The organism is Caulobacter sp. Root1455, assembly GCF_001426905.1.
GTDB lineage: Bacteria > Pseudomonadota > Alphaproteobacteria > Caulobacterales > Caulobacteraceae > Caulobacter.
On record NZ_LMFQ01000004.1, the window covers coordinates 66797 to 89653 of the forward strand.

Annotated in this window: 15 protein-coding genes; 3 read left to right on the plus strand and 12 right to left on the minus strand. The window is 68.1% G+C overall.

The features are described from left to right. Window positions 1-115: 115 nt before the first annotated feature. Both ASD21_RS04245 and ASD21_RS04250 read left to right on the plus strand, forming a co-directional pair. The gene (locus ASD21_RS04245) at window positions 116-574 is read left to right on the plus strand and encodes a hypothetical protein (RefSeq protein ID WP_056437225.1); all 459 of its coding nucleotides are present in this window, start codon (window positions 116-118) and stop codon (window positions 572-574) included. 167 nt (window positions 575-741) lie between these two features. After that, window positions 742-2370, plus strand: coding sequence for an MBL fold metallo-hydrolase (locus ASD21_RS04250; RefSeq protein WP_056437227.1), 1629 nt, complete (start codon window positions 742-744; stop codon window positions 2368-2370). Here ASD21_RS04250 and ASD21_RS04255 read toward each other — a convergent pair. From ASD21_RS04255 to ASD21_RS04275, 5 genes are all read right to left on the minus strand, one after another. Next, complete coding sequence (locus tag ASD21_RS04255) at window positions 2367-2831, minus strand: NUDIX domain-containing protein (RefSeq protein WP_056437230.1); 465 nt, start codon at window positions 2829-2831, stop codon at window positions 2367-2369. The two genes, ASD21_RS04250 and ASD21_RS04255, sit on opposite strands and share 4 nt — an antisense overlap. An 83-nt stretch (window positions 2832-2914) precedes the next feature. After that, window positions 2915-4513, minus strand: coding sequence for an alpha,alpha-trehalase TreF (gene treF / locus ASD21_RS04260; RefSeq protein ID WP_082554623.1), 1599 nt, complete (start codon window positions 4511-4513; stop codon window positions 2915-2917). A 157-nt stretch (window positions 4514-4670) separates the two neighbouring features. Continuing rightward, entirely contained in the window at window positions 4671-7265 is a 2595-nt protein-coding gene (locus ASD21_RS04265) for a TonB-dependent receptor domain-containing protein (protein ID WP_235524833.1), read from the minus strand. A 56-nt stretch (window positions 7266-7321) separates the two neighbouring features. After that, a complete protein-coding gene (locus ASD21_RS04270) occupies window positions 7322-8401 on the minus strand; it encodes a FecR family protein (RefSeq protein ID WP_056437232.1) in 1080 nt (359 codons plus the stop codon). Continuing rightward, complete coding sequence (locus tag ASD21_RS04275) at window positions 8398-8916, minus strand: RNA polymerase sigma factor (RefSeq protein ID WP_235524834.1); 519 nt, start codon at window positions 8914-8916, stop codon at window positions 8398-8400. The genes ASD21_RS04270 and ASD21_RS04275 overlap by 4 nt, the downstream gene beginning before the upstream one ends. Window positions 8917-9164: 248 nt before the next feature. On the opposite strand from ASD21_RS04275, the gene ASD21_RS04280 reads away from it, so the two are divergent. Further along, window positions 9165-10793 carry an ABC-F family ATP-binding cassette domain-containing protein gene (locus ASD21_RS04280; protein ID WP_056437239.1) on the plus strand — a complete coding sequence of 543 codons (1629 nt, stop codon included), beginning with the start codon at window positions 9165-9167 and terminating at the stop codon, window positions 10791-10793. A gap of 65 nt (window positions 10794-10858) precedes the next feature. On the opposite strand, the gene ASD21_RS04285 is transcribed toward ASD21_RS04280, so the two are convergent. The 7 genes from ASD21_RS04285 to ASD21_RS04315 form a co-directional block, all read right to left on the minus strand. Next, window positions 10859-12520, minus strand: a complete 1662-nt coding sequence (locus tag ASD21_RS04285; RefSeq protein WP_082554624.1) for a carboxylesterase/lipase family protein — start codon at window positions 12518-12520, stop codon at window positions 10859-10861. Beyond that, window positions 12520-13824 (minus strand): spinster family MFS transporter, encoded by a 1305-nt coding sequence (locus ASD21_RS04290; RefSeq protein ID WP_056437242.1) that lies wholly within the window; start codon window positions 13822-13824, stop codon window positions 12520-12522. The genes ASD21_RS04285 and ASD21_RS04290 overlap by 1 nt, the downstream gene beginning before the upstream one ends. Before the next feature lie 112 nt (window positions 13825-13936). Then, complete coding sequence (locus ASD21_RS04295) at window positions 13937-14803, minus strand: 3-hydroxyacyl-CoA dehydrogenase family protein (RefSeq protein WP_056437244.1); 867 nt, start codon at window positions 14801-14803, stop codon at window positions 13937-13939. Beyond that, window positions 14784-16391, minus strand: a complete 1608-nt coding sequence (locus ASD21_RS04300; RefSeq protein ID WP_056437247.1) for an AMP-binding protein — start codon at window positions 16389-16391, stop codon at window positions 14784-14786. The genes ASD21_RS04295 and ASD21_RS04300 overlap by 20 nt, the downstream gene beginning before the upstream one ends. 160 nt (window positions 16392-16551) lie before the next feature. Further along, a complete protein-coding gene (locus ASD21_RS04305; RefSeq protein ID WP_235524835.1) occupies window positions 16552-19248 on the minus strand; it encodes a TonB-dependent receptor plug domain-containing protein in 2697 nt (898 codons plus the stop codon). A 342-nt stretch (window positions 19249-19590) separates the two neighbouring features. Continuing rightward, a complete protein-coding gene (locus ASD21_RS04310) occupies window positions 19591-20751 on the minus strand; it encodes an AraC family transcriptional regulator (protein ID WP_056437254.1) in 1161 nt (386 codons plus the stop codon). 355 nt (window positions 20752-21106) lie between these two features. After that, window positions 21107-22780 carry a GH39 family glycosyl hydrolase gene (locus ASD21_RS04315; RefSeq protein WP_056437257.1) on the minus strand — a complete coding sequence of 558 codons (1674 nt, stop codon included), beginning with the start codon at window positions 22778-22780 and terminating at the stop codon, window positions 21107-21109. Between the last annotated feature and the right edge of the window lie 77 nt (window positions 22781-22857).

Below are 22857 nucleotides of genomic sequence, written 5' to 3' on the forward strand. Positions count from 1 at the left end.
GGGACGGGACTCGTCGCCAAATCGATCCTGCCTGATCGAACGTCGTCCGCGTTTGCCGGAGATCAATTTCAGGCGGCGTCGATCGGTCAGGATGGGGCGGTCATAGGAGGCCCGATTGCGACCCTCACATCCCTGGATCCTGATCGGGCTGTCGAGCCTGGTCCTGGCGACCTGCGGCCCCGTCGGGCCCGCTCGCGCCGAGCAGCCCCGTCCTCCGCCGGACGCGGTGGCCACCTTCGACGCCGACACCATGGCGTTGGGGGTGGGCTACAGCTGGGGCAGCGGACGCCTGAGCTTCCACGGGCACGACCACGACTTCACCATCGTCGGGCTGAGCCTGGTTGGCGTCGGCGCCGAGCAGGTGGAAGGAACGGCCGAGGTCCGCAACCTCCGGAACGTGGAGGATTTCGAGGGCGTCTACGTCCTGGCGGGGGCGAGCGGCTCCTTTATCATCCTCAGCGGCGCCACGGCGGTCCTGCGCAACGCCAAGGGCGTGGAGATCCGGGTCAAGGCCCGCGGGCAGGGGCTGAACATCGCCGTCGCCGCCGGCGGGGTCCGGGTCAGGCTCGGCTGACGAGCGATCGATCGCCGCGCGGCGGGCCGCGGAATTTGATCTGAGTCACGATGCGGGTCCGCGCGTCGCGCGAGGGTCGGGGCGACGGAGGTCCCGCCCGTGCAGTCGGACACGAAAGCCCGACGGTCGATGGCGGCGCCTCCCTTCTTTCGTCGAAGGCTGACCCGATGACCCCGATCCTGACCTTTCATGGCGCCGCCGGATGCGTGACCGGTTCTTGCGCCCGCGTGCAGACCGGCCAGGCGACCCTTCTGATCGATTGCGGCATGTTCCAGGGCTCCAAGACCCTGAAGGCGCTGAACTACGGCGACTTTCCCTTTGATCCGCGCGAGATCGACGCGGTGCTGCTGACCCACGCCCATGTCGACCATTCGGGCCTGCTGCCCAAGCTGATGCGCGCCGGCTACGAGGGGCCCATCTACGCCACCGCCGCCACGCGCGATCTGTGCGCGGTGATGCTGGTCGACGCGGGCGGCATCCAGGAGGCCGAGGTCGCCTCGCTCAACCGCCGCAACCAGCGGCGCGGCCTGACTCAGGTCGAACCGATCTACACGGCCGCCGACGGCAAGGCGATCATGCCGCAGTTTCGCAAGGTCAAGCTGGGCGAGGCCGTCGCCGTCGCGCCCGGCGTCACCGCCACCTACTGGGAGGCGGGACACATCCTGGGCGCGGCGTCCATCGCCCTGGAGGTCGAAACCGACACCGGCCGCCAGAGCCTGCTGTTTTCGGGCGACATCGGATCTGGGGGCAGCCTGTTCGTGGGCGATCCGCAAGGGCCCCAGGGCGTCGACCACCTGGTGGTGGAATCCACCTATGGCGACCGGGACCGTATCGGCGGCGACGCGGCTTCGCGGCGTTCGGCCCTGGCCGAGGAACTGAAGGCCGCGCACGCCGCCGGCGGGCCGCTGCTGATCCCGGCCTTCGCCGTCGAGCGCAGCCAGGAGCTGCTGGTCGATCTGCTGGCCCTGATGGAGGAGGGACGCGCGCCGCGCGGCGACATCTTCCTGGATTCGCCCCTGGCCATCGAGGCCAGCAAGGTCTTCCAGGATCGCGGCTGGAACGCCCAGGCCCAGGTCAATCCGTTCGCGGCCGTCCGACCTTCGGAGAACCTGCACTTCCTGGATCGGCCCTGGGACAGCGACGGGCTGGAAAAGCTGTCGGGCTGGCACATCATCCTGGCGGCCAGCGGCATGTGCGACGCCGGCCGCATTCGCAAGCACCTCAAGCGCCTGCTGTGGCGCAAGGAGGTCACCGTCCTGCTCTGCGGATACCAGGCCGTCGGCACGCTGGGGCGGCTGATCTCCGACGGCGCGCCGCGCGTCAGCATCCAGGGCGACGAGGTGCGGGTGCGCGCCAGGATCCGCAAGCTGGAGGCCTATTCGGCCCACGCGGACGCCAGCGGTCTGGTCCGCTGGGTCAAGGCGCGGGGGCCCGTCGCCGGCTCGATCTTCCTGGCCCATGGCGAGCCCGAGGCGACCGCCGGCTTGAAGCGGCGGCTCGTCGAGGCGGGTCTGACCGAGGACCAGATCCTGGTTCCGGAACTCGACGAAGGCTTCGCCCTGGCGCCTGGCCGCGCTCTGCCCCAGGACCGGCCGGCCCGGCGCCTGCCGCCCCAGGCCGTCTCGCGGCTGGATTGGCACAATGATCGCGCGGCGTTCAATCTCGCCCTCAACGCCGCCCTGCAGTCGGCGCCGGACGACGCCGCGCGCGAGCGGTTGCTGGCCGCCCTGCAAGCGGCGCTGGGCGCGCCTTCGGACCGCCGTTCTGGCTCGCCGGCGCCGCCTGACGCCCTCTAGGGCGCGGCGATCCTGGAGGCGGCCTCGACCAGGATCGGCCGCTGGGCCGCCAGGATCTTGTCGAGCGCGGCGGCCAGATCGAAATAGGCCACCGCGTCGATCTCGGGCGTGTCGATCCAAACCCCCGATCGCGGGGGCCATTGCAGCCGAAACGTCCCGCTGTGAAATCCTCCCAGGTCGAGATCGGCCCGCGCGAGCCACGGGGTAATGATCTTGCCGCGATAGGCCTGTCTCGGCGTGAGCGGCTGGAGCGGAGCCGTCAGCGTCAAGCCCGTTTCTTCCTGGAACTCGCGTCGCGCGGCGACCTCCGCCGTTTCGCCCGGCTCGATCAGACCCTTGGGGATCGACCAGACTCCCGCGTCGCGGCGCCGCCAGAACGGACCGCCGGGATGGGCCAGAAGAAAGCGCGGATCGTGGGCGTCTCCGCGCCACACGAGGACGCCGGCGGCGTGCTGGGGCATAGGCTTATCCTGAGGGCGCCGGCGGCCGGCGACAAGGCGGGCGTGACCGGCGCCAGCCCTGACGTCGCTTGGCCAATCGATCCTCACGGAGCGGGATAGAGCTCCAGCAGCGCCCGCGTCACGCCGTTGGTCCAGCCAAAGCCGTCCTGCAGCGGATACTCCCCACCGCCGCCGGCCTTGGCCTCTTCGACATCGTACTTCTCCAGCATCTTGCCGCTGGCCCGGTATTCGCGGTCGACCGTGGCCAGCCAGCGCTCGCCGATGTCCTTGGCCAGGGCCTCCTCGCCGTAGCGGCGCAGGCCCGAGACCGCCACCCACTGCAGCGGGGCCCAGCCGTTGGGGGTGTCCCACTGCTGTCCGGTCGAGACGGTGGTGGTGCGCAGGCCGCCGGGGGCCAGCAGCAGGGCGCGGGTGCTCGCCGTCACCGCCTTGGCCTGGTCGGCGCTCGCGGCTCCGACGAACAGCGGATACAGGGTCGCGGCGCTGGGATGGTCCAGCCGTGCCCGCTCGCGCCACTGGTAGTCCAGATAGAGGCCGCGCGGGGCGTCCCAGAGATAGGCGTCCATCGCCGTCCGGCGGGCCTTGGCGCGGCCGCTGAACTCGGCGACGCAAGGCGCGTCCGCCAGGTCGGCGCAGCCCTGGGCGATCGCCGTTTCCAGACCGTAGATCAGGGCGTTGAGGTCGATGGGGATGATCGAGGTGGTCTGGATGGTCTTCAGGCTCTTGCCGTCGGCCAGCCAGCGTGAGCTGAAGTCCCAGCCGCTTTCGGCGCTGGAGCGCAGGTCGCGGAAGACCTCGCCGGCCGGGCGGTCGGCGACCTCGCGCGCCGTCAGCACGTCCTCGCGATAGGACTCGTCGCGCGGCGTGGCCCGGTCGTCGGCGTAGCGGTTGAGGACCGCGCCGTCGGGCAGGGCCACCACGCGGCGATAGGCCTGGCCGGGCGCCAGGGTCTTCTCGCCGTCCATCCAGAAGGCGTGCTCTCGGCGCATCAAGTCCAGGCGAGCCTTGAACCGCGCCTTGTCGGTCTTATCCGCCAGACCCACCATGGCGAAGTAGAACGGCGGCTGCGAGCGGCTGAGATAGTAGGTGCGCGTGCCGTTGGGGATGTGGCCGTAGCGGTCGATCAGCCCGCCGAAGTCATCGACCATGTTCTCGACCGCCTCGGTCCTGCCGTCGGCCGCCAGGCCCAGCAGGGTGAAGTAGCTGTCCCAGTAGTACATCTCGCGGAAGCGCCCGCCGGGCACCACGAACGGCTTGTCCAGCGGCAGGGCGCTGTCGCCGTCGACCGCCTTGACCGGCGGCCGGGTCAGCACCGGCCACAGGGCGGCGATGTGGGCCTTCAGCGTGGTGCGGTCCTTGGACGGCGGCGGAGCGGGCGTGCTTTGCGGCACGACAAAGTTGGCGGTCACGAAGCGCTTCAACTCGGCGTCGGTGAAGGTCGCGTGGGCGCGGTAGGCGGCCAGGATCTGGGCCGGGGGGCGCTTGGGCGAGGCGTCGACGAAGGTCTTGCCGTCCGGGAACAGCTTGCGCATCTGCACCTGGTGGAACAGCTCGGCATAGGTGTCGGCGGGGGAGGGGATCTCGCTGGCCTTGGGGCGCGCGGTCTGGGGCGCTTGAGCGAGCGCGGGCGCGGCGAGGGTGAGCCAGACGGCGGAGGCGATCAGGACGTGGCGACGGTTCACGGCGTTCCTCCGGAAGGCAGACAGCTCAAGCTTTAAACGGGAAAAGCGCGGATCGGGTCCGATGAGGGACCCGATCCGCCAGCAGGGGTTGCTGGGGGAGCAACCCGTCCGCCGGGCCGCTGGGGGCGGTCCGGCGGATCCTGATCGGGAGAACCGGTCAGAAGTTGTAGCCGACGCTGACCTTGAACGACCGGCCCAGGATCGGGCGGGCGTTGGCCCCGCTGGTCGAGCGCGGGTCGCCCTCGGTCAGGCCGTGGCTGTCGGTGAGGTTGTCGCCCGAGACCTGGACGGTGAAGTCGGCGACGTCGAAGATCGCGCCCAGGTCGATCTTGGTGTAGCCCTTCAGCACCTGGCTGTTGGCGTTGTCGGCGAAGCGGTCGTCCACCGCGCTGACCGTGCCGTAGAAGGTCGACTCCACCGAGCCCAGGGTCACGTCATAGCTGGGGGTGAAGCGGATCATCCAGTCGGGCTGGCGCTGGGCGCTGTTGCCCTTGTTGGCCGGGATCGACGACTTGGTGATCTCGGTCTTCTGGAACGTGCCGTTCAGGGCCAGCGACAGGCCGAAGTCCGAGCGCCAGCGGCCGTCCAGCTCAAGCCCGTGGGCCTTGTTGCTGTTGCTCTCCTGGATGCCGCCGACGTCGGCGAACTTGGCGCCCTTGAACTCGTTGGCGAAGCCGGTGGCGTAGAGCTCGAACGGCCCGCTGCGCAGCTTGTAGCCCAGCTCGTACTGGTCGACCGACAGGGTGTCGGTCAGGCCTTCGCGGAAGTTGTCGAAGCTGGGGAACTTGTAGCCGCGCGAATAGCGGCCGAACACGCCCGACACGCTGTTGATGTCGTAGTTCACCCCGACCGTGTAGCTGGTCTTGCTGTTGCTGTAGTCGGTGGTGCGCGGGGCCAGGCCGTCGGGGAAGCCGGGGCCGTCGTCGACCACGTAGTCGGTCTGGAAGCGCTCGCGGCGCACGCCCAGGTCGATGCGCAGCGGATCGATCACCTGCCAGGAGTCGGCCAGGTAGAGGGCGTCCACCCGCCCGTCGCCGGCCGAGGTCAGGCCGAACTTGAAGCAGCTGGAAGTGCTGCCGGCCGTGGCCAGGTCGGCGCAGGTGACCGGGGCGGCCAGGTAGTCGCCGTTGGCCTTGACCTGCATCGGCTCGACATTGCCGATCGTCCAGAAGTCGTCTGACTTGAAGCTGGATGCGTAGTAGCCGGCCGACAACTGGTGGGTTCCCACCGTCTTGCCGATCGACAGGTCGTTGGTCAGGGCCTTGATCTTCTTCTCGACGATCCAGGCGCCCCAGTTCTGGACGTAGTCGTTGGGGCCCAGGGCCGCGCCGCCGCGCGTCGAGATCGTGCCGGGCACGACGGTGTTCAGCGAGGCGACCGTGATCGCCGCCCCGTCCGGCACCAGGCCGTAGGTGTTGGCGTCGCCGTCGGTCAGGCTGAAGCGGTCGCGCACGGTCCAGCCGTCGCCGAACTCGTGCTCGAACCCGCCGCCGGCCACGAAGCCCTTGAAGCCCCGGCCGTCGGCCAAGTCGAAGTTGCGGGTCGCGCCGGCGGCGTTGATCTGCAGGGTGTGGAAACGGCTGGCCTCGCCGATCTGGGTGTAGGTCCCCTTGTCGACGCCGGGCACGTTGATGGCGAAGGGCAGGTACCAGGCGCCGTGGTCGTCGGTGTAGCGGGCGTAGAGGTTGAGCTTGCCGTGCTCCATTCGCTTGGTGATGTTGACCGTGAACTGCTGGCCGACCTCGCTGTCGAACTGGGTGTCGCGCACCCCCGGTGAGGTGGTCGCATAGCCGCCGACCATGAAATAGAGGTCGTCGGCCAGCTTGCCGCTCAGCAGGCCGTCGACGCGGCGCAGGTCGTAGTCGGAGGTCGAGAGCTTGACCAGGCCGTGGGTTTCCTCGCCGCCTTCCTTGAGCTGGAAGTTGGTGGTCAGGCCCGGCTGGCCGTTGGAGAAGATCGGGTTGGGGCCGCCGCGCAGGGCCTCCATACGCGAGATCGTCTCGTCGACCCGGAAGATCGAGCTGTTCTCCAGGAACGACAGGGTCGAGGGCGGATAGATCGGCGAGCCCTGCAGCTGGATGGTCAGGAACTCGGCGTCGCCGGTGGCGGGGAAGCCGCGCACGAAGACGTTGGCGCCGGCCACGCCGCCCGAGGTCTCGACCCAGACGCCGGGCACCAGGGTCAGCAGTTCGGCGGTGCTCTTGGGCGAGGCCTTGGTGATGTCGTCGGCGTTGACGGTGGTGACCGCGAAGCTGGCGGCCAGCTTGTCGATGCCCTTGCCGCCGGGGGTGCCGACCACGATCACCTCCTCGACCTGGGCCGGGGTCTCGGGCTCGGATTCGACGGCCGTGGCGGGCGCGGCCTGGCTCTGGGCGCTGGTCGCCACCAGCAGGGTCTTGGCGCGAATGGCGTAGACGCCGCTGGCGGTCGGCTGGGCGCTGAGGCCCGTGCCGTTCAGCAGGCGCTTGAGGCCGGCCTCGGCGGTGTAGGCGCCGGACAGGGCCGGGGCGCGCTTGCCGCGCACGCTGGCCTCGTCGAAGGCCAGCTGCTGGCCCGAGGCCTGGCCGAAGGCCCGCAGGGCGCTGCTCAGGTCCTGGGCGGGAATGTCGAAGCTGTAGGTGGACCCTCTCGTCTGCTGAGGGGTCTGCTGGGCGTGAACGGCGGCGGGGGCGGCCAGCAGCATCAGGGCCGCGACGGCGGTGGAGCCCCAGGCCAGACGACGGTCGAACGGCTTGGACAGCGACTTGGGCATTGTCTTCCCTCCCTATGCGCCGACGTTGATTGCGGCGCTTTGGAAGGTGAGACGCCTCAGCTCGTCGAAGACACACCGGCCGGCGCGGAATTTTTTTGTCCGCGGTCGATTTTCAGCACGGTCACGCCATTGGCCGCAACCGCGTGGACCGGCAGCACGGCCGTCACCCCGTCGACGAAGGCGCTGGTGTCGCCCGAGGTGAACACCCCGCTGATCCGCAACTGGGCGACGCCGGGATCGCCGATCTTCAGCTTGTCGCGAGCGTAGCGGTTCACCCGCTCGACGGCCAGGTCCATGGGCTCGTCCTGGAACACCAGTTGGCCGTTCTCCCAGGCCTTGGCGCGGATCGGGTCCAGTTGGCTGACGACCGTGGCGTTGGTCTTGGTCGAGGTCACCAGTTCGTGGTCGGGGGTCAGCAGCCGGTCGGCCGGCGCGCCGCCGATCTTGACCGGCACGGCGGCGTCGGCGCGGCCCGTCTTGTCGTCCAGCACCGCCACGTGGCCCTCGTACAGCACCACCCGCATCTGGCCGGTCAAGCGTTCGACGCTGAACACGGTGCCGGTGGCCACCACCAGCTTGTCGCCGGCCGCCACCGAGAATGGGCGCAGCGGGTCCTTGGCGACCGAGAACTTGGCCCGGCCGCTGTCCAGCCACAGACGGCGGCGGCCGCGCTCGTACTTGACCTTCAGCACCGTGGCGCTGTCGAGCGAGGCGCGCGAGCCGTCGGCCAGCTCGACGATCCGCCGCTCGCCCTCGGTGGTGCGATAGACGTCGGGCAGGCTGGCCCGCCAGGCGACGCCGCCGCCGACGGCGACCACAAGGCAGGCGGCCAGGGCGGTCCACAGCGCCGGGCGCCGGCCGGGACGGGCCCAGCGTCCGTGCTGGGCGCGGCGCAGGTCTTCAAGCGCTTCGCGACGAAGCGCGATCATGCCGGGGCTGGCGGCCTGCTCCTCGACGGCGCGCCAGGCGGTGACGGCGTCGTCCAGCAGGCCGCGATGGGCCTCGTCGGCGTCGAACCAGGCCTGCAGCCGGGCCTGTTCGGCCAGGGTCAGCTCGTCGTCGGCCAGGCGCACGCACCACAGGGCGGCCTGCTCGCGGGCGGCGTCCAGGCGCTCTTCGGACGGGGTCACGGTCATTCGCCGGCCCTCACGCGTCGGGTCAGATGGGTCATGGCCTTGAAGATGTGCTTTTGCACCGCGCTGACGGAGACGCCGTACAGGGCGGCGAGTTCGGATTGCTTCATGCCTTCCAGACGGAACAGAAGAAAGATGGCGCGTGTGCGGTCGGGCAACTCGCGCAGGGCGTCGGACACTTCGCCCAGACTTTCGCGGCCCAGCAGCACGCGGGCGGGATCCAGGGGCTCCAGGTCGCCGGTCCCGGACCCGATCCCGGCATGGACGCTGGCGCGGTAGTTGGCTCGGACCCGCTCGCGTCGACCCCGGTCGCGCAGCAGGTTGGCGGCCATCTGGAAGATGTAGGCGTCGGCGTTGTCCATCGGACTGACCTGAGCCGTGGCCAGCTTGGCGAACAGCTCCTGAGTCATGTCCTCGGCGTCGCTGTGGCTGGCGGCGCGGCGCATGAAGAACGCCATCAGCGCCGGACGATAGCGCCGGTCGAGTCCTCGCAGATCTGGTTCGATGACTGCTCGCACGATCCCGCCCATGGGCGTCAGCCCGGGTTCAAGAGGTTTTGTCTCACCGTGCATGACGCACGACAACGGCCAACCCACAGCGCGCCACGACGACTTTTCTGTTCGGCGACGGAGCCGGCCGTGGCGAGGTCCGGAGTCAAAACGGTGGCGACAGGCTCCGCTGGATGTCCAGCGCCCGGGGGCGCGCTTGGAATTGGCCTGACTCTAAGGCTGGCGTTCTCGTTCCACCCGCGTTAGCAGACCGCCCCATGATCCGCCTCGACAATATCTCCAAGCAGAACGGCCACCAGATCCTGTTCATCGAAGCCTCGATGGGCATCCAGAAGGGGGAGAAGGTCGGGCTCGTCGGCCCGAACGGCGCCGGCAAGACCACGCTGTTCCGCATGATCACCGGCCAGGAGCAACCCGACGACGGACTGGTCGCGATCGATCCCGGCATGACGATCGGCTATTTCAGCCAGGATGTCGGCGAAATGTCAGGCCAGAGCGCGGTCGCCGCGGTGATGGACGGCGTCGGTCCCGTCAGCGCGCTGGCCGCCGAAATGGCCAAGCTCGAGGCGGCGATGGTCGATCCGGACCAGGCTGACGAGATGGACGCCATCCTCGAACGCTATGGCGAGGTGCTGGAGCGCTTCCAGGAACTGGACGGCTACGCGCTGGAAGCGCGGGCGCGCGAGGTGCTGGCCGGCCTGAGCTTCGGCCAGGAACGCATGGATGGCGATGTCGGTCTGCTGTCCGGCGGCTGGAAGATGCGCGTGGCGCTGGCCCGCATCCTGCTGATGCGGCCCGACGGCATGCTGCTGGACGAACCCAGCAACCACCTGGACCTGGAAAGCCTGATCTGGCTCGAGGCCTTCCTCAAGAACTACGACGGCGCCCTGTTGATGACGTCGCACGACCGCGCCTTCATGAACCGCATCATCGGCAAGGTGGTGGAGATCGACGGCGGCTCGCTGATCACCTATTCGGGCGATCTGGACTTCTACGACCAGCAGCGCGCGCTGGGCGAGGCCCAACGCCAGGCGCAATACGAGCGCCAGCAGGCCATGCTGGCCAAGGAAATCAAGTTCATCGAGCGGTTCAAGGCGCGCGCCTCGCACGCCGCCCAGGTCCAGAGCCGGGTCAAGAAGCTCGACAAGATCGAACGCGTCGAGGCCCCGCGCCGTCGCCAGACGGTCCAGTTCGAGTTCCAGAGCCCGCCGCGGTCCGGCGACGACGTGATCAACCTGCGCAATATCCACAAGGGCTACGGCGCCCAACCGATCTATGAGGGCCTGGATTTCCTGGTGCGCCGCAAGGAGCGCTGGTGCGTCCTGGGCGCCAACGGCGCCGGCAAGTCGACCCTGCTGAAACTGGTGGCCGGCGACACCAAGCCCGACCAGGGAACGGTCAATGTCGGCGCCAGCGTCAAGATGGGCTATTTCGCCCAGCACTCGATGGACCTGCTGGACGGCGAAGAGACGATCTTCGAGTCTCTGGAGCGTTCGTTCCCGCAGGCCGGCCAGGGCGCGCTGCGCACCCTGGCGGGATGCTTCGGCTTCTCCGGCGACGATGTCGAGAAACCCTGCCGCGTCTTGTCCGGCGGCGAGAAGGCGCGCCTGGTCATGGCCAAGATGCTGTTCGATCCGCCGAACCTGCTGGTGCTCGACGAGCCGACCAACCACCTCGACATGGCGACCAAGGAGATGCTGGTCGCGGCCCTGGCGGACTTCGAGGGCACCATGCTCTTCGTCTCGCACGACCGTCATTTCCTGTCGGCCCTGTCGAACCGCGTGCTGGAACTGACGCCCGAGGGCGTCCATCAGTACGGCGGCGGCTACACGGAATATGTCACCCGCACGGGCCAGGAAGCGCCGGGGCTGCACCCGGGAGGATAGCGGCGTCGGCCCCTTAGCCGCCTATGGGGACCGCCACGCCCCCGGAGCGGACGCCGAGACACGGCTCATGGCGGCGACTGGCAGCCGCTCGTCCGCGCGGGCAGCACCGGCGCGGTGCTGCCGGTGCGCCAGTTCCACGATTGGCCGCCCTCCGCCCTTCGCCGGCACATCACCTGCTCGTGGAGGGCGTACATGCCCGGCATGAAGCCTGTCGACGCCCGCGGGACCTCGGCGAAGTGCATGAAGGCGCTCGCGGAGCCGAACGCGCTCCAGGTCGGTCCGTGCTCGGACGATGGTTTTCCGTCCCGCGCGAAGCTGGTCCAATAGTCCAGCATCGCGTTGGACATCCGCCGCTCGGCGGCCGTGTCGGGGATCGCCGGCCAGAACGCCGGCGTTTTGCCGATCGCGCCGAAGACGAACGGCACTTCGCTGGCATGGAAGCCCGTCAAGCCCGCCGCGTCCGCGCTGGGATAGCTGTGGCTGAAATAATAGAGGAACGCGGGCTGACCCAGGGCGGCCTGGTTGCGCACCAGGCGCTCGGAGGTCCAGCCGAAGACCGCGTCACGCGTGCTGTCCAGCCCGTTCTGTTCGAGATCGGCGGTCGCCGGATAGAGGCGGAGATACTCGTCCGCCAGATCGCCGTAACGCGCCCTTATCCCTTCGATATAGGCCGTGGGGTTGGGCGGGACCGGCGGCGCCAGGAAACGAAGGGTGCGGATTTCACCGCTGTTGAACCCGGCGATCAGCGGCACCGGCGCCTGCTCGCCATGGTCGAACGTATCGACCAGTTGGCGCTTGAGGACCTTGCCGTCGATGGTCCCATAGGGCGCATAGCCGGTCGCTGCGGACGCCTCCGCCAGTTGACGGGCGTCCATGGCCCGCAGCGCGGCGATGTCGGGCTTCTGCAGCTTGCCCGCTAGCCAGAGGCCGATGTCCTCGGCCGAGTATTCCTCCCCTCGCTTGGTGCGCAGCTCGGGCATGGTGAACAGATAGCCGCTCTCCACGATCGCCTTGTCGAACGCGCCGCGCGCCCGGGGCGAGGCGAGCAGGTATTCCACGCTGAGCGCGCCGGCGGATTCCCCGAAGATCGTCACGTTGCGCGGATCGCCGCCGAAGGAGGCGATGTTGTCGCGCACCCATTGCAGCGCCTGGATCTGGTCGAGCAGACCGTAGTTTCCGGACGTGTCCTCGGGCGATTCCTTGCTGAGCGCCGGATGCGCCAGATAGCCGAACACGCCCAGACGATAGTTGATCGAGACCAGCACCACCCCGCGCTTGGCGAATTCCTGGCCGTCGTACATCTTCGAATGGCCCGATCCCCAGATCAGGGTTCCGCCATGGATCCAGACCATCACCGGGGCATTGCGCGCATTGGCGGGCGTGGTCACGTCGAGGGTCAGACAATCCTCGGCCATCGGCACCTTGCCCCGATCGTAGGGGCCGGCCGCCATCGGCGGCTGCATGCACGCCACGCCCATCGTCTGGGCGGCGCGCACACCCTGCCATCGCGGCATCGCGGCCGGAGGCCTCCAGCGGCGCTCGCCGACCGGGGGAAGCGCATAGGGGATCGCGTGGAACACCTTGGCGTCCCCCTCGCGCAGGCCTTCCACGGCGCCGGCCGGCGCGGTCACGACCGGCGCCACCTCGGCCGCCGCGGGGAAGCTGGCTCCAGCGGCCATGACGCATGCGAAGAGGAGGACGCCCATCAGGCGCGGAAGACTCGTCATCAGAGGGCTCCTTCTTGGAGGCGTTGGTCGCGGCGGATCAGGCGCGCGAGGATGAGGAACAGCACGGCCGCGATCAGGTACATCGGCGCGAGCGCATAGTAGGCCGCTCGCAGCGCGTGGGGTCCGTAGACGGGGCGGAAGTGGTCGCTGGCCATGCCGACATAGGTCGGGCCCAGGCCGAGGCCGATGAAGTTCATCACCAGCAGCAGCAACGCGCCGGAGATCACGCGCCGTTCGGCGGGCGCCTCGCTCTGAACGAAGGTCACGGTCGCCGACAGGAAGAACGAATTGAGGAACATCGGAACAAGCAGGAACAGCAAAGACAGCTGCCAGGTCGGCGCCCAGACGAAGGCCAGGAAGAAGGGCAGGGCGAGCACCAGCGAGATCGCCGGGACCGTCGCGTAGGCCGCCTTGCTGCGCGCGGCGAACCGATCGACGATCCGCCCCGAGGCATAGATGCCGGCGCTCATGCCGATCCCGACGACCAGGGCGTACCAGATCGCGACATCGGCCAGATGCATGCCCTTTTCGCGCATGAGGAACAGCGTCGTGAAATTGAGCAGGCCATAGGTGATGAAGTTGCCGGCGCCGCTGGCCAGCGACGCCATGAGCATCAGCGGGTTGCCGAAGAACTGGGTGATGGTCGCGACCAGTCCGGTGGCCGTGTCAGCGCCGGTGGAGCGAACCGCGGTGTCCATCTGTCCGCGTTTCGGCTCGCGGACGATCAGATGAACGGCCACCGCGGCGACCACGCCGATGACGCCGATAACGTAGAAGGGGATGCGCCAGCTGAAGGCGGAGGCCAGCGAAGCGCCGAAGGCGATGCCCAGCGCCGAACCGATCGGCGGGCCGAGATTGAAGATCGCCATGGCCGTGGTCCGCCGCTCGCGCGGGAACGAGTCGGAGATGATGGCGTAGGACGGCGGAACTCCGCCCGCCTCTCCGACGCCGACCATCATGCGCGCGACGACAAGCTGTCCATAGTTGCCGACCATTCCGCACGCGGCGGTCGCGCCGCTCCACAGCGCGCAGGCGACGGCAAGAACCCTGACGCGGCTCGTGCGGTCGGCCAGCCAGCCGATCGGGATGGCGATGAAGCAATAGAAGAGCGCGAAATAGAAGCCGGTCAGCAGGCCCAACTGGCCGTCGCTGATCTTCAGGCCGTCCTGGATCGGCTTGGCCAGGATCGAGATGAGCTGGCGATCAAGGAAGTTGAGCACATAGACAAAACACAGCATCGCCAGCGTGATCCGCGCGCCGCTGGGGACGACCGCGGTCTGCCGGGGGGGCGTGGCGCGGGTCATGCGCCGCTTCCTAGGTGATCATGCGCCCGCCCGCCGGCGCGGGCTGGGCGTTGGCCCGGTCTTTCGACTGCTGACACCATCTCGACGTTCGCCTCTTCAGACATCTTCGTTTTCATGCCTTGCCCAGCCAGCCGGGCTTGCCCCGTCCGCCGGAATAGCCGGCGGCGACGCGCTGCTTCAGCAGGGCGGGCGGACGGAAGCGCTCGCCATGGGACTCCCGCAGAATCTCCTGGACCTGCAGGCACAGGCCGGAGGTGACGTTGTCCATGAGGGCGAACGGTCCGATCGGATGACCAAGACCCAGCCGGCACGCGGCATCCAGATCCTCCGGCGTGGCGACGCCTTCCTCGACCAGCCTGACCGCCTCGATCAGCATCGCGTGCAGCATCCGATTGACCGCGAAGCCCGTGACGTCCTTCACCGCGATCGGCTGTTTGCCGATGCTCTCGAGAATCGAGGTGGTCCAGGCGGCGGTCTCGGGGCTGGTCTCGAACGCCGGCACGACCTCGACCAGAAGCATCCGGGACACCGGCGAGAAATAGTGCGTGCCGAGAAAGCGCGGCCGGCGCTCCGGCGACAGCGCCGCGCCGAGGGTGGAGATGGGCAGGGTCGACGTATTCGACGCGATCACGCAGGCCTCCGGGCACGCCTTGTCGAGCGCCGCCAGGACCTCGCCCTTGACCTCGAGCGATTCAAACACCGCCTCGGTCACCAGGTCGCGGTCCCCGAAGCTGGCGAGATCCGACGCCGGCCGTACGCGGTCGAGGGCCGTCGCGCGCTGGTCCGCGGTGTAGAGGCCCCGCGATACGCCGCGGTCGAGAAGCGCGCCCAGTCGGGTCAACGCGTTCTCCAGCGCCGTCGCGTCGCGATCGTGGAGCAGCACGTGCATGCCGCCCAACGCGAAGACGAGCGCGATCTCGGCGCCCATCAGCCCGGCGCCGACGACGCCAATCCTCGTTTCAGGGGCGGGTCGCGACATAGCGGTCAAGCTCCCCCGTCTCATAGTCGGCGCGCAGCCGGACCTTGTCGATCTTGCCGGTCGCGGCCAATGGCATCGCCGGCAGCTGGACGATCTCGTCGGGAAGCCACCAGTCGGCCACCTTGCCCCGCAGGGCGTCGAAGAACGCGCGCGCGTCGCCGGTCTCGCCCTGGCGCAGCTCCACCACCAGCACCGGACGCTCGCCCCATTTGGGGTGAGGCTTGCCGATCACCGCGACCTGACCGACGCGGGGATCGCGGCCGATGATCGCCTCCATCTCCGCGGGGTTGATCCACTCGCCGCCGGACTTGATCAGGTCCTTGGAGCGTCCGCAGATCGTGAGCGCCCCGCCTTCGTCGATCGTGGCCAGATCGCCCGTGTCGAAATAACCCTCCGCATCGAGCGCGCTCTCCGCGGCGTTGAAATAGCGGTCGATGATCGAGGGGCCCTTGACCTTCAGATGGCCGATCACGCCGCGCTGCCGCGCCAGCGTGGCGCCATCGGCGTCGGTCAGTTTGAGATCGACGCCGATCGGCGGGCGCCCCGAGGATCGTTCGCTGGCCGGGGGGAACTGGATCGAATCCACCGTCCCCAGCGGGGACATCTCGGTCATGCCCCAGGTCGTCTGGACCCGCGCGCCCAGGCGATCCTCCATGCGCCGCATCAGCGCATCGGGGCATTTCGATCCGCCGATGATGACGCGCTCCAGGCTGGGCACGTCCTCCCCGGTGGCGTCGAGATGGTCGAGCAGGCCGATCCACACCGTCTGCACGCCGCCGGCGATGGTGACGTTCTCGCTTCTGATCAGCGAGGCCAGGCTGGCGCCGTCGAGGTCCCGTCCGGGAAGCACGAGGCTGGCGCCGACCGCCGGCGCGGAAAAGGGAAGGCCCCAGGCGTTGGCGTGGAACATCGGAATGGCGACCAGGATCGTGTCCTTCGCCGACAGGCAATAGGCGTCCGGCTGGATCGACATCAGCGTATGGAGGTAGTTGGAGCGATGGCTGAACACCACGCCCTTGGGCTTGCCGGTCGTGCCCGAGGTGAAGCAGAGACCCGCGGCGCTGGTCTCGTCGAATTGTCCCCATTGGACTGTCTTTCCGCGCGCCTCGATCAGCGCCTCGAGCCCTTCAATGGGGACCCCACAGATGCAGGCAATTGACGGGTCGACGGCTTCGTCCAACACGAGCACCCGCTCGATCGTCGGGCACAGCGGCAGCAATTCCGGCAGCATCGACACAAGGTTCGCGGCGATCGCCAGCACCCGGTCGGCGGCCTCGTTGATCATCGCGGAGAGGTGCGCCGGGGTGAGCCTGGGGTTCAGGGTGTGGCAGACAAGGCCGGCGCTCATCGTCGCGTAATACAGCTCGAGATGATGCTGGGTGTTCCACGCCAGCGTGCCCACGCGATCCCCGAGCCCCAGCCCCAGCGCGGTCAGAGCACCCGACAGGCGGTTGCTGCGCGCGCGCAGTTCCGCATAGCCGACACGCCGCTGAACGGTCCCGCGGGAGGCGGTCACGACCGTGCTGGCCCCGTGCCACTTGGCTGCGTGGTCGATGAACTTGTCGAGTGTCAGCGGATACTGTTGCATTATCTTCGATGCTTACCGAGTTCAGGAATGAGAGCGGGGGCTGTCGCGGATCGTTGGCGTTCGCGTGACAGCAGGGTCAGGCGCGCCTTGCCGCGGGAGCGGCGATCGCTCGCACACTCCCGCGGGGCTTCAGCGGCCGATCGGGCGGCGCTGGGTTTGATCAAAAGCTCTTCCGCAGGCTCAGCGCCACGTAGCGGCCGATCGGGTTGTAGCTGCCGCCGATTCCTTCGGCCTGCGGGAAGAAGGGCGGGTCTTGATCGAACAGATCGTTCACCTGCAGACCCAGCTCGGTCCCCTTGGCCAAGCCGCTGTAGGGCAACTTCATCGAGAAGCGCAGATCGACGGTCGTATAGGCCTTGGCGCTGTACGCGGCGGCGCCGGTGGGCGTGGCGTATTGGCCTGTCACCCCGTCACGATAGTTGATGAATCCCACGGCGTTGAACTGACCGACCTGCGCGCCCAGCGTTCCTCTCAATGTCGCCTTGGGCACACCCAGTTGCAGGCTGTCGGAGACCGGCGATGTCGGCGAAAGCTGAGTTTCGAACTTGAAGATGTAGTTGCCGGCCAAGCCGGCATACAGCGCGCCGAAGGCCGTTGGCTGACGATATCCGACGTCGAAATCCAGGCCGTTGGTCTTGCGGACGCCGAAATTGCCCTGGCGGAAGTCGAGCAGGTTTCCGATCGTCGGCAGGGCCCCCGGCACGAAGTTGACCGGCACGGCGATCGCCAGAAGGCTGGAGAGCTGCGCCGCGGTGGGATTGCGATAGATCACCGAGGCGAAGGTGGGATCGGTGAAGGCGATGGCGCCGCCGGGCGTTCCGATCACGTTCGTGTATCGGATGTCGTAGAACGTCACGCTCGCATGGAAGTTGGGCAGGGCGTCGGGGTGCAGGTCGGCGCCGACCGAGTAGGTCCGGGCCTCTTCCGGCTGAAGGCCGCGATTGCCGCCGAGCAGGAAAACCGTGTCGACCTGGGCCGCGCCCCGCGTCGGATCGCGGAAGGTGCTGCCGGCGATGGCGGCGGCGTTGTAGTAGTAGGCGCCGACGGTCGCCCCGACGTCGCGCAGGCCCGGCGCCCGGAACGAGCGGCCGTAGGTGCCGCGAAGCGTGAGGCCGCTCACCGGATCCCAGTTGACCCCGACCTTCGGGTTCGTCGTCGATCCGAAATCGCTATAGTGGTCGTAGCGCCCCGAAAGCGACAGGTTGAGGCGGTGCACCAGGGGGGCTTGGTTGCCGTCGCCGACGATGGGCACGAACAGCTCGCCATAGACCGACTTGATATCGCGGGTCAGGTCTTCGGGCACCTGGGTCCCGCCGTAGATGCCCCGTTGCTTGAACGTCTCGCGCCGATACTCGGCGCCCACCGCGATCTTCAGTTGTCCGCCAGGGAGGTCCGCCAGCGGTCCGTCGATCTTGGCCGCGCCCAGATAGGTGCGCTGGTGGATGGTCAGGTCGCCGGCATAGTCGGTGATCTTGGCGGCGACCGAAGGCGACGTGCCGGCGCCGAACGGATCAAGCGCGGTGGCCGCCGTGGTCCCGAGCGCCGCCGCGTCGAGCGCCGCCGGGTTGATCGCGGGAAGGTAAGTGTCGTTCGTCGCCCAATCATAGGTGCCGTAGACGCTCAGTTTCAGATCGCGAGGGAGCTTGGCGTCGACACCCGCCGACGAGTTGCCGGCCCGGACACGGAAGATGTTGTCGATATGGTCGGCGCCATACAGATTATCGGAACGAAACTGGACGAACTCCGTCGTGGCGCCGGTGCCGGGCGGCGTCTTGAAGAAGGGATTGGCGAAGCCGGGTAGGTTGTAGAGGATCACCCCGCCCGACGCGCCGGCCGCGGGCGGCGGCGGCGCTTGAACCGTGTCCTTGCGGTCCGAATACAGAAGCTCGCCCCACAAGGTGGCGCGGTCGTTCAAATCTTGACGGGCCGTGACATAGGCGCTGTGCAGACGCGACTTCGGGACGAGGGAGGTCACCGCCCCGTTATCGCAGGAATTGGTCGTGTTCGGAGCCAGGGCGGGCGCCGCGTAGTTGACGGCATAGAAGGTGGTGTTGACCCGCACGTTGGGCGACGGGCAGACCGTCGTGCGGGTATCGACGCCGCCATAGGGACGGAGGTCGACGATGCGGTAGTCGCGGTCGGCCCCGAGGATGTCGCCGTTTTCCGCGTATTGGTAAGAGGCGACGACGGATCCGCGTCCCCAGTCGCGGCCGACCAATCCACTCGCGCTGAACGTATGGTAGTCATCGGCCGTCCCGTAGCGGACCGAGGCGTCGACGCCTGAGAAGTGCTGGCGGGTGATGAAGTTCACCACGCCCGCCACGGCATCCGAGCCGTAGATCGCCGAGGCGCCGTCCGCGACGATCTCGACGCGTTCGATCGCCAGGTCGGGAATGAACGGGAAATCGGGATTGGTCTGGTTTGTGCCCCCGGCCACCAGGCGGTGACCGTTCATCAGCGGCAGCGTCGCGCTTGCCGGCAGGCTGCGCAGACCTGGAGCGAACGCGCCCGCCCCGCCGTTGGCGGCCCGGGGAGCGGTGTTGAAGCTGTTCAACTGCGGCACGCTGGCCAGCAAGTCCGGCGTGGTGTTCGCACCGATGGTCCGGATGTCTTCACGCGAGACACTGATCAGGTTCGAACCCGTCGGTGGGACGCCGCGGATGCTCGATCCCGTCACGACGATCTCGGAGATCTGATCCGGAACGTCCTGCGCGGCGCGATCCGTGTCCGACTTCGGCTGGGGCGCTTTCGACGGTTCGGCGGTGTCCGCGGTTTGAGCCCAGGCCGGCCCCGAGGCCAACAGCGCCAAGGCCAGCAACGACGCGCCGGACAACGCCAGGCGCGATCTCTTATTCAAGGCATTAGGCAAAGTGTTCCCTCCCGTATTTTATTATTGTTTGGACCTTCGAATGGCGATCGGATCCTCTCCCGCGTTCAGGGGAGTCTTTCGCCGACTATTCGATGGCGGCCTCAGTGCTTCTTTGGTTCACCGACGCGGCGTTGGGCGTGGCGATATGCCGGTGATGCGGCGCGCTCCAGCGGGCGCGACGCCGGGCATGGACCGGCGGGTCAGGATTTCCCCCTCATTCATTCTTGTTCCGCACCGGTTGGCGCGGCGCGGTCGTTGGCTATCGATGTCCAAGAGCGGGGAGATTGGCTATGGCGCGGGTGACGTGCAGATTTAACGCAAGTGACCAGCTTATGCCTCGACGTGGGGCTCGCGCCGCTCGGCCACCAGAGTGGTGGCGGCCGCCATTCGCGCGGTGTCGGACTTGTAGCGATGGCGATATTCGGAAGGCGTCATCGCCGCCCACTCGCTGAAGTTCCGCGTGAAGCTGCCCGGCTCGTTGAATCCGACCGTGTAGCCGACATTGGTGACGGGAAGATCGGTCGCGAGCAGCAGGGCGCCCGCCATTTCACCGCGCAGCCGGGTTCTGACGTGCTGAAACGATTCCCCTTCGCGCGCGAGGCTGCGCCTCAGGCGGCGCGGTTGGCTTCGGAGCCGTTCGGCGACGTCCTCGATCGACGGCAGCCACACGCCCTCGCGCTGGAATTGGATCAGCGCCTGTTCGGTGCGGCTGCGCCAGCTGAGTTCGCCGCCGGGCGGCGCGAACCAGTCCGGAGCGCTCGCATTGTGGGCCTCATACTCGGCCAGGGTCCCGTGCACGAGGCGGACGTCGAGGTCGTTGCGGTCATAGCAAAGCGCATCGACCGGCGCTCCAAACTCAATCGGGCAGTTGAACAAGGCGAATCGATCGAAGCCGTTCGCCTGCACCGGGCGCCGACCCTGAACGAACACGCGGCGCAGCTTCAAGGGGCGGCCGATGAGCCAGCTGAACAGGTGATAGATCCAGACGAACCGCAGCCAGACGAAGATGTCGCGATCGACGCCTTCGACGGTGTTGTAGGCGCAGACATGCATCACCCCGAGGCGTTCGGTCTCGACGAGGCGCGGGCCGATATCGCTGGAGAGCGCCTGGGTGAACCGGATGCTGACCCTGAGCGCTTCGCCGAAAGTGCCCGAGTGCAGATAGGCCCGCGTGCGCTCGTTCTCCAGCGCGAGGCGGCATCGCTCCGGCAGGAACCCGACATAGGCGTCGTCCAGCCTCAACTGGATGCGCTCGACCAGACGGAACAAGGCGCTGCCGTCGATCACGGCCTGCTCATTGCCATAGACCGACGGGTCGATCCCGGCTTCGCGCAATATCTCGCTCGGCTCGTGCCCTTTGAGCACCGCGCCGCCCAGCAGCTTCTCGACCGCGAGGCCGTCCAGCCCGGAACATCCGTCCGCCGCGGCCGGCGGCACCATCGGGGTCGACGGCGCGGACGGGGCCGGTGGCTCGCTCGGCTTGGCGGCCATGGATCTCAGCGCCTCTCTGGAGTTTCAGCGATACCGGGCATTGGCGTCTTCCTCCTGATCCACGACCGCCGTCGGTGCGCCGCGCTCCACCTGGGAACAGACGCGGGCCGCGGCAATTCTCCGACATATCGTGACTGGCGTTTGCAAGTTAGCCGCGCCGATTCATTTCTCAACTCAGGACCAGCGCCGACAGCCGATGAGGCTTGACGGCGGTTGCCTGGGGCCTGTTGTCGGGCATGCCGCGCCAGGGGCTGGGTGAGGGCGATTCCCGGGCGCTGCCCAAGGCGTCGTTTGACCGCCTAAGGTGTAGGGCCGAGCGGGCGGCCGGCGCGCCGACGCTGGCCTTGCGGCGCGGCTAGTCCGGAGTCAGGACCAGAAGCGAAACCCCTTGGCGGGGGAGTGCGAAATCGATCCGAGCGCCGCCGCGTTTCACCGCGACCGCCGAGGGTGACGGATCCAGCGTCGCCAGTCGGGCGGCGTCGATCAATGTCTGGCGTTGCGCTTCCGTCGGGGCGATCGGCGAGCCCATCCTCAGCCACGCCGCGTAGGCGTTGGAGTGGTCGCGATCGACCCGGTAGTGCGTCAGGCGCGCGCCGTGCGCGAACGCCTTGGGCAGGTGGTTGACGTCGAGGCTCACCTTCGCGTCGGGGCCCGCCAGGTCGTCATCGTGATAGTGCCAGACCATGATCGAGAGCCGGTCCCCGTCCCGCGTCGCGACGGATGCGACGTCCGGCGCGCCTCGAACCCCGTCGCGCATCATGTCGTCCAGGGTCGCCTCATGATCCGAGGTCGTCGCGACATAGGTTCCGGACATCTTCGAGAACAGCTTGAAGACGTTCATCACCGGCAGGTCGATGCCCGCCGACGTCAGTTGCCGGAAGCCCGCGAAATAGGGCTGGTCCTCGAACTCGAACGCCCAGGTCAGCACGCCTTCGAGATCGAGCGATCGGCGTCGCGCCAGAGCCTGGAGCCGGGGAAAGGACGCCGCGGTGTACGAGGAATACATGGTGCCGTTGCGATAGGCGTTGGCCGGGCCCTGGCAGGCGGCGCAGCCCTCCGGGTCGGACTCGCCGATGATGATCGGCTTGCCGCGGAAGACCGGGTCGGCGGCGATCTGGGCGAACTCGTGGTCGGCCGCCTTCAGGTGCGTCGCCACGCCCATGCGGACGTGGCTCGTGTCGCCTTGGGCGATGACCTTGGGCGAGCCCTTGGCGTGGAAGGACAGGAAGTCGACCGGGGTTCCGGCCGCCTTGGCGTGCTCCATGAAAGCGGTGATGAACTGGTCGCCGGCCCCGGCGCCGTCGGGGCCTCCGACCCGGGCCTCGGGCAGGGCGCGGCGAACCCCCTTGATGGCGGTGTCGTGCAGAAGGAAGAATTCTTCGCGCGTTCCGCCCCAGTAGTACTGGGGCAGGTTGGCCTCGTTCCAGGTCTCGAAATACCAGCTGGCGACTTCGGCGCGGCCATAGCGTTCGACGCAGTGGCGCACCCATTGATAGACCAGCTCCTCCCACTTGCCGTAGTCCTTGGGCGGGAAGGCCCAACCGGTCCGCAACGCGCCCGAGCCTGGCCTGAAATCGTGCTGGTAGGGTTGGGGAGAGCTGGAGAGCGCTTCGGGCATGAACCCGATCTCGACATAGGGCTTCACGCCGCGGGCGCGATAGGTGTCGAAGATGCGGTCGACGATCGTCCAGTCATAGACCGGCCGGCCGGCGGCGTCTTCGGTGTAGACATTGGTCGAGCCCCACTTCAACGCGGGCGTTCCGTCGCCCGAGGTGAGCAGATTGTGGGTGCGGAAGAAGACACGATCGGGGGCCAGGCCGCCCAGCGTCGCCAGCGTGGCGCGGCCGTCCTTCATCGTCGCGTAGTTGGGTTCGTCCGCGCCGAAGAAGCGCCAGACCGGCTTGACCGTTTCTCCGGATCGAGAGACGTCCACGGCGAGGGCGACGGGAAACGATGGATCCTGTGCGAGCGCCGGGGCGGTGGTCAGGATCACCAGGCCGACGGCCGCGCCTGAAAGCCGTTTCCACATACCGGGCTCCGATCTTCCAACGCCAACGGGCGAGATGCGGTCGTCGTGACGTTTACTCCGACAAAAGGCGACCGCCT

Bases quoted from the DNA above. Each gene is read 5' to 3' on its own strand.
- ASD21_RS04250 (WP_056437227.1), top strand. From the start codon at position 742: ATGACCCCGATCCTGACCTTTCATGGCGCCGCCGGATGCGTGACCGGT.
- ASD21_RS04255 (WP_056437230.1), bottom strand. From the start codon at position 2,831: ATGCCCCAGCACGCCGCCGGCGTCCTCGTGTGGCGCGGAGACGCCCAC.
- ASD21_RS04265 (WP_235524833.1), bottom strand. From the start codon at position 7,265: ATGCCCAAGTCGCTGTCCAAGCCGTTCGACCGTCGTCTGGCCTGGGGC.
- ASD21_RS04270 (WP_056437232.1), bottom strand. From the start codon at position 8,401: ATGACCGTGACCCCGTCCGAAGAGCGCCTGGACGCCGCCCGCGAGCAG.
- ASD21_RS04280 (WP_056437239.1), top strand. From the start codon at position 9,165: ATGATCCGCCTCGACAATATCTCCAAGCAGAACGGCCACCAGATCCTG.
- ASD21_RS04285 (WP_082554624.1), bottom strand. From the start codon at position 12,520: ATGACGAGTCTTCCGCGCCTGATGGGCGTCCTCCTCTTCGCATGCGTC.
- ASD21_RS04290 (WP_056437242.1), bottom strand. From the start codon at position 13,824: ATGACCCGCGCCACGCCCCCCCGGCAGACCGCGGTCGTCCCCAGCGGC.
- ASD21_RS04295 (WP_056437244.1), bottom strand. From the start codon at position 14,803: ATGTCGCGACCCGCCCCTGAAACGAGGATTGGCGTCGTCGGCGCCGGG.
- ASD21_RS04300 (WP_056437247.1), bottom strand. From the start codon at position 16,391: ATGCAACAGTATCCGCTGACACTCGACAAGTTCATCGACCACGCAGCC.
- ASD21_RS04310 (WP_056437254.1), bottom strand. From the start codon at position 20,751: ATGGCCGCCAAGCCGAGCGAGCCACCGGCCCCGTCCGCGCCGTCGACC.
- ASD21_RS04315 (WP_056437257.1), bottom strand. From the start codon at position 22,780: ATGTGGAAACGGCTTTCAGGCGCGGCCGTCGGCCTGGTGATCCTGACC.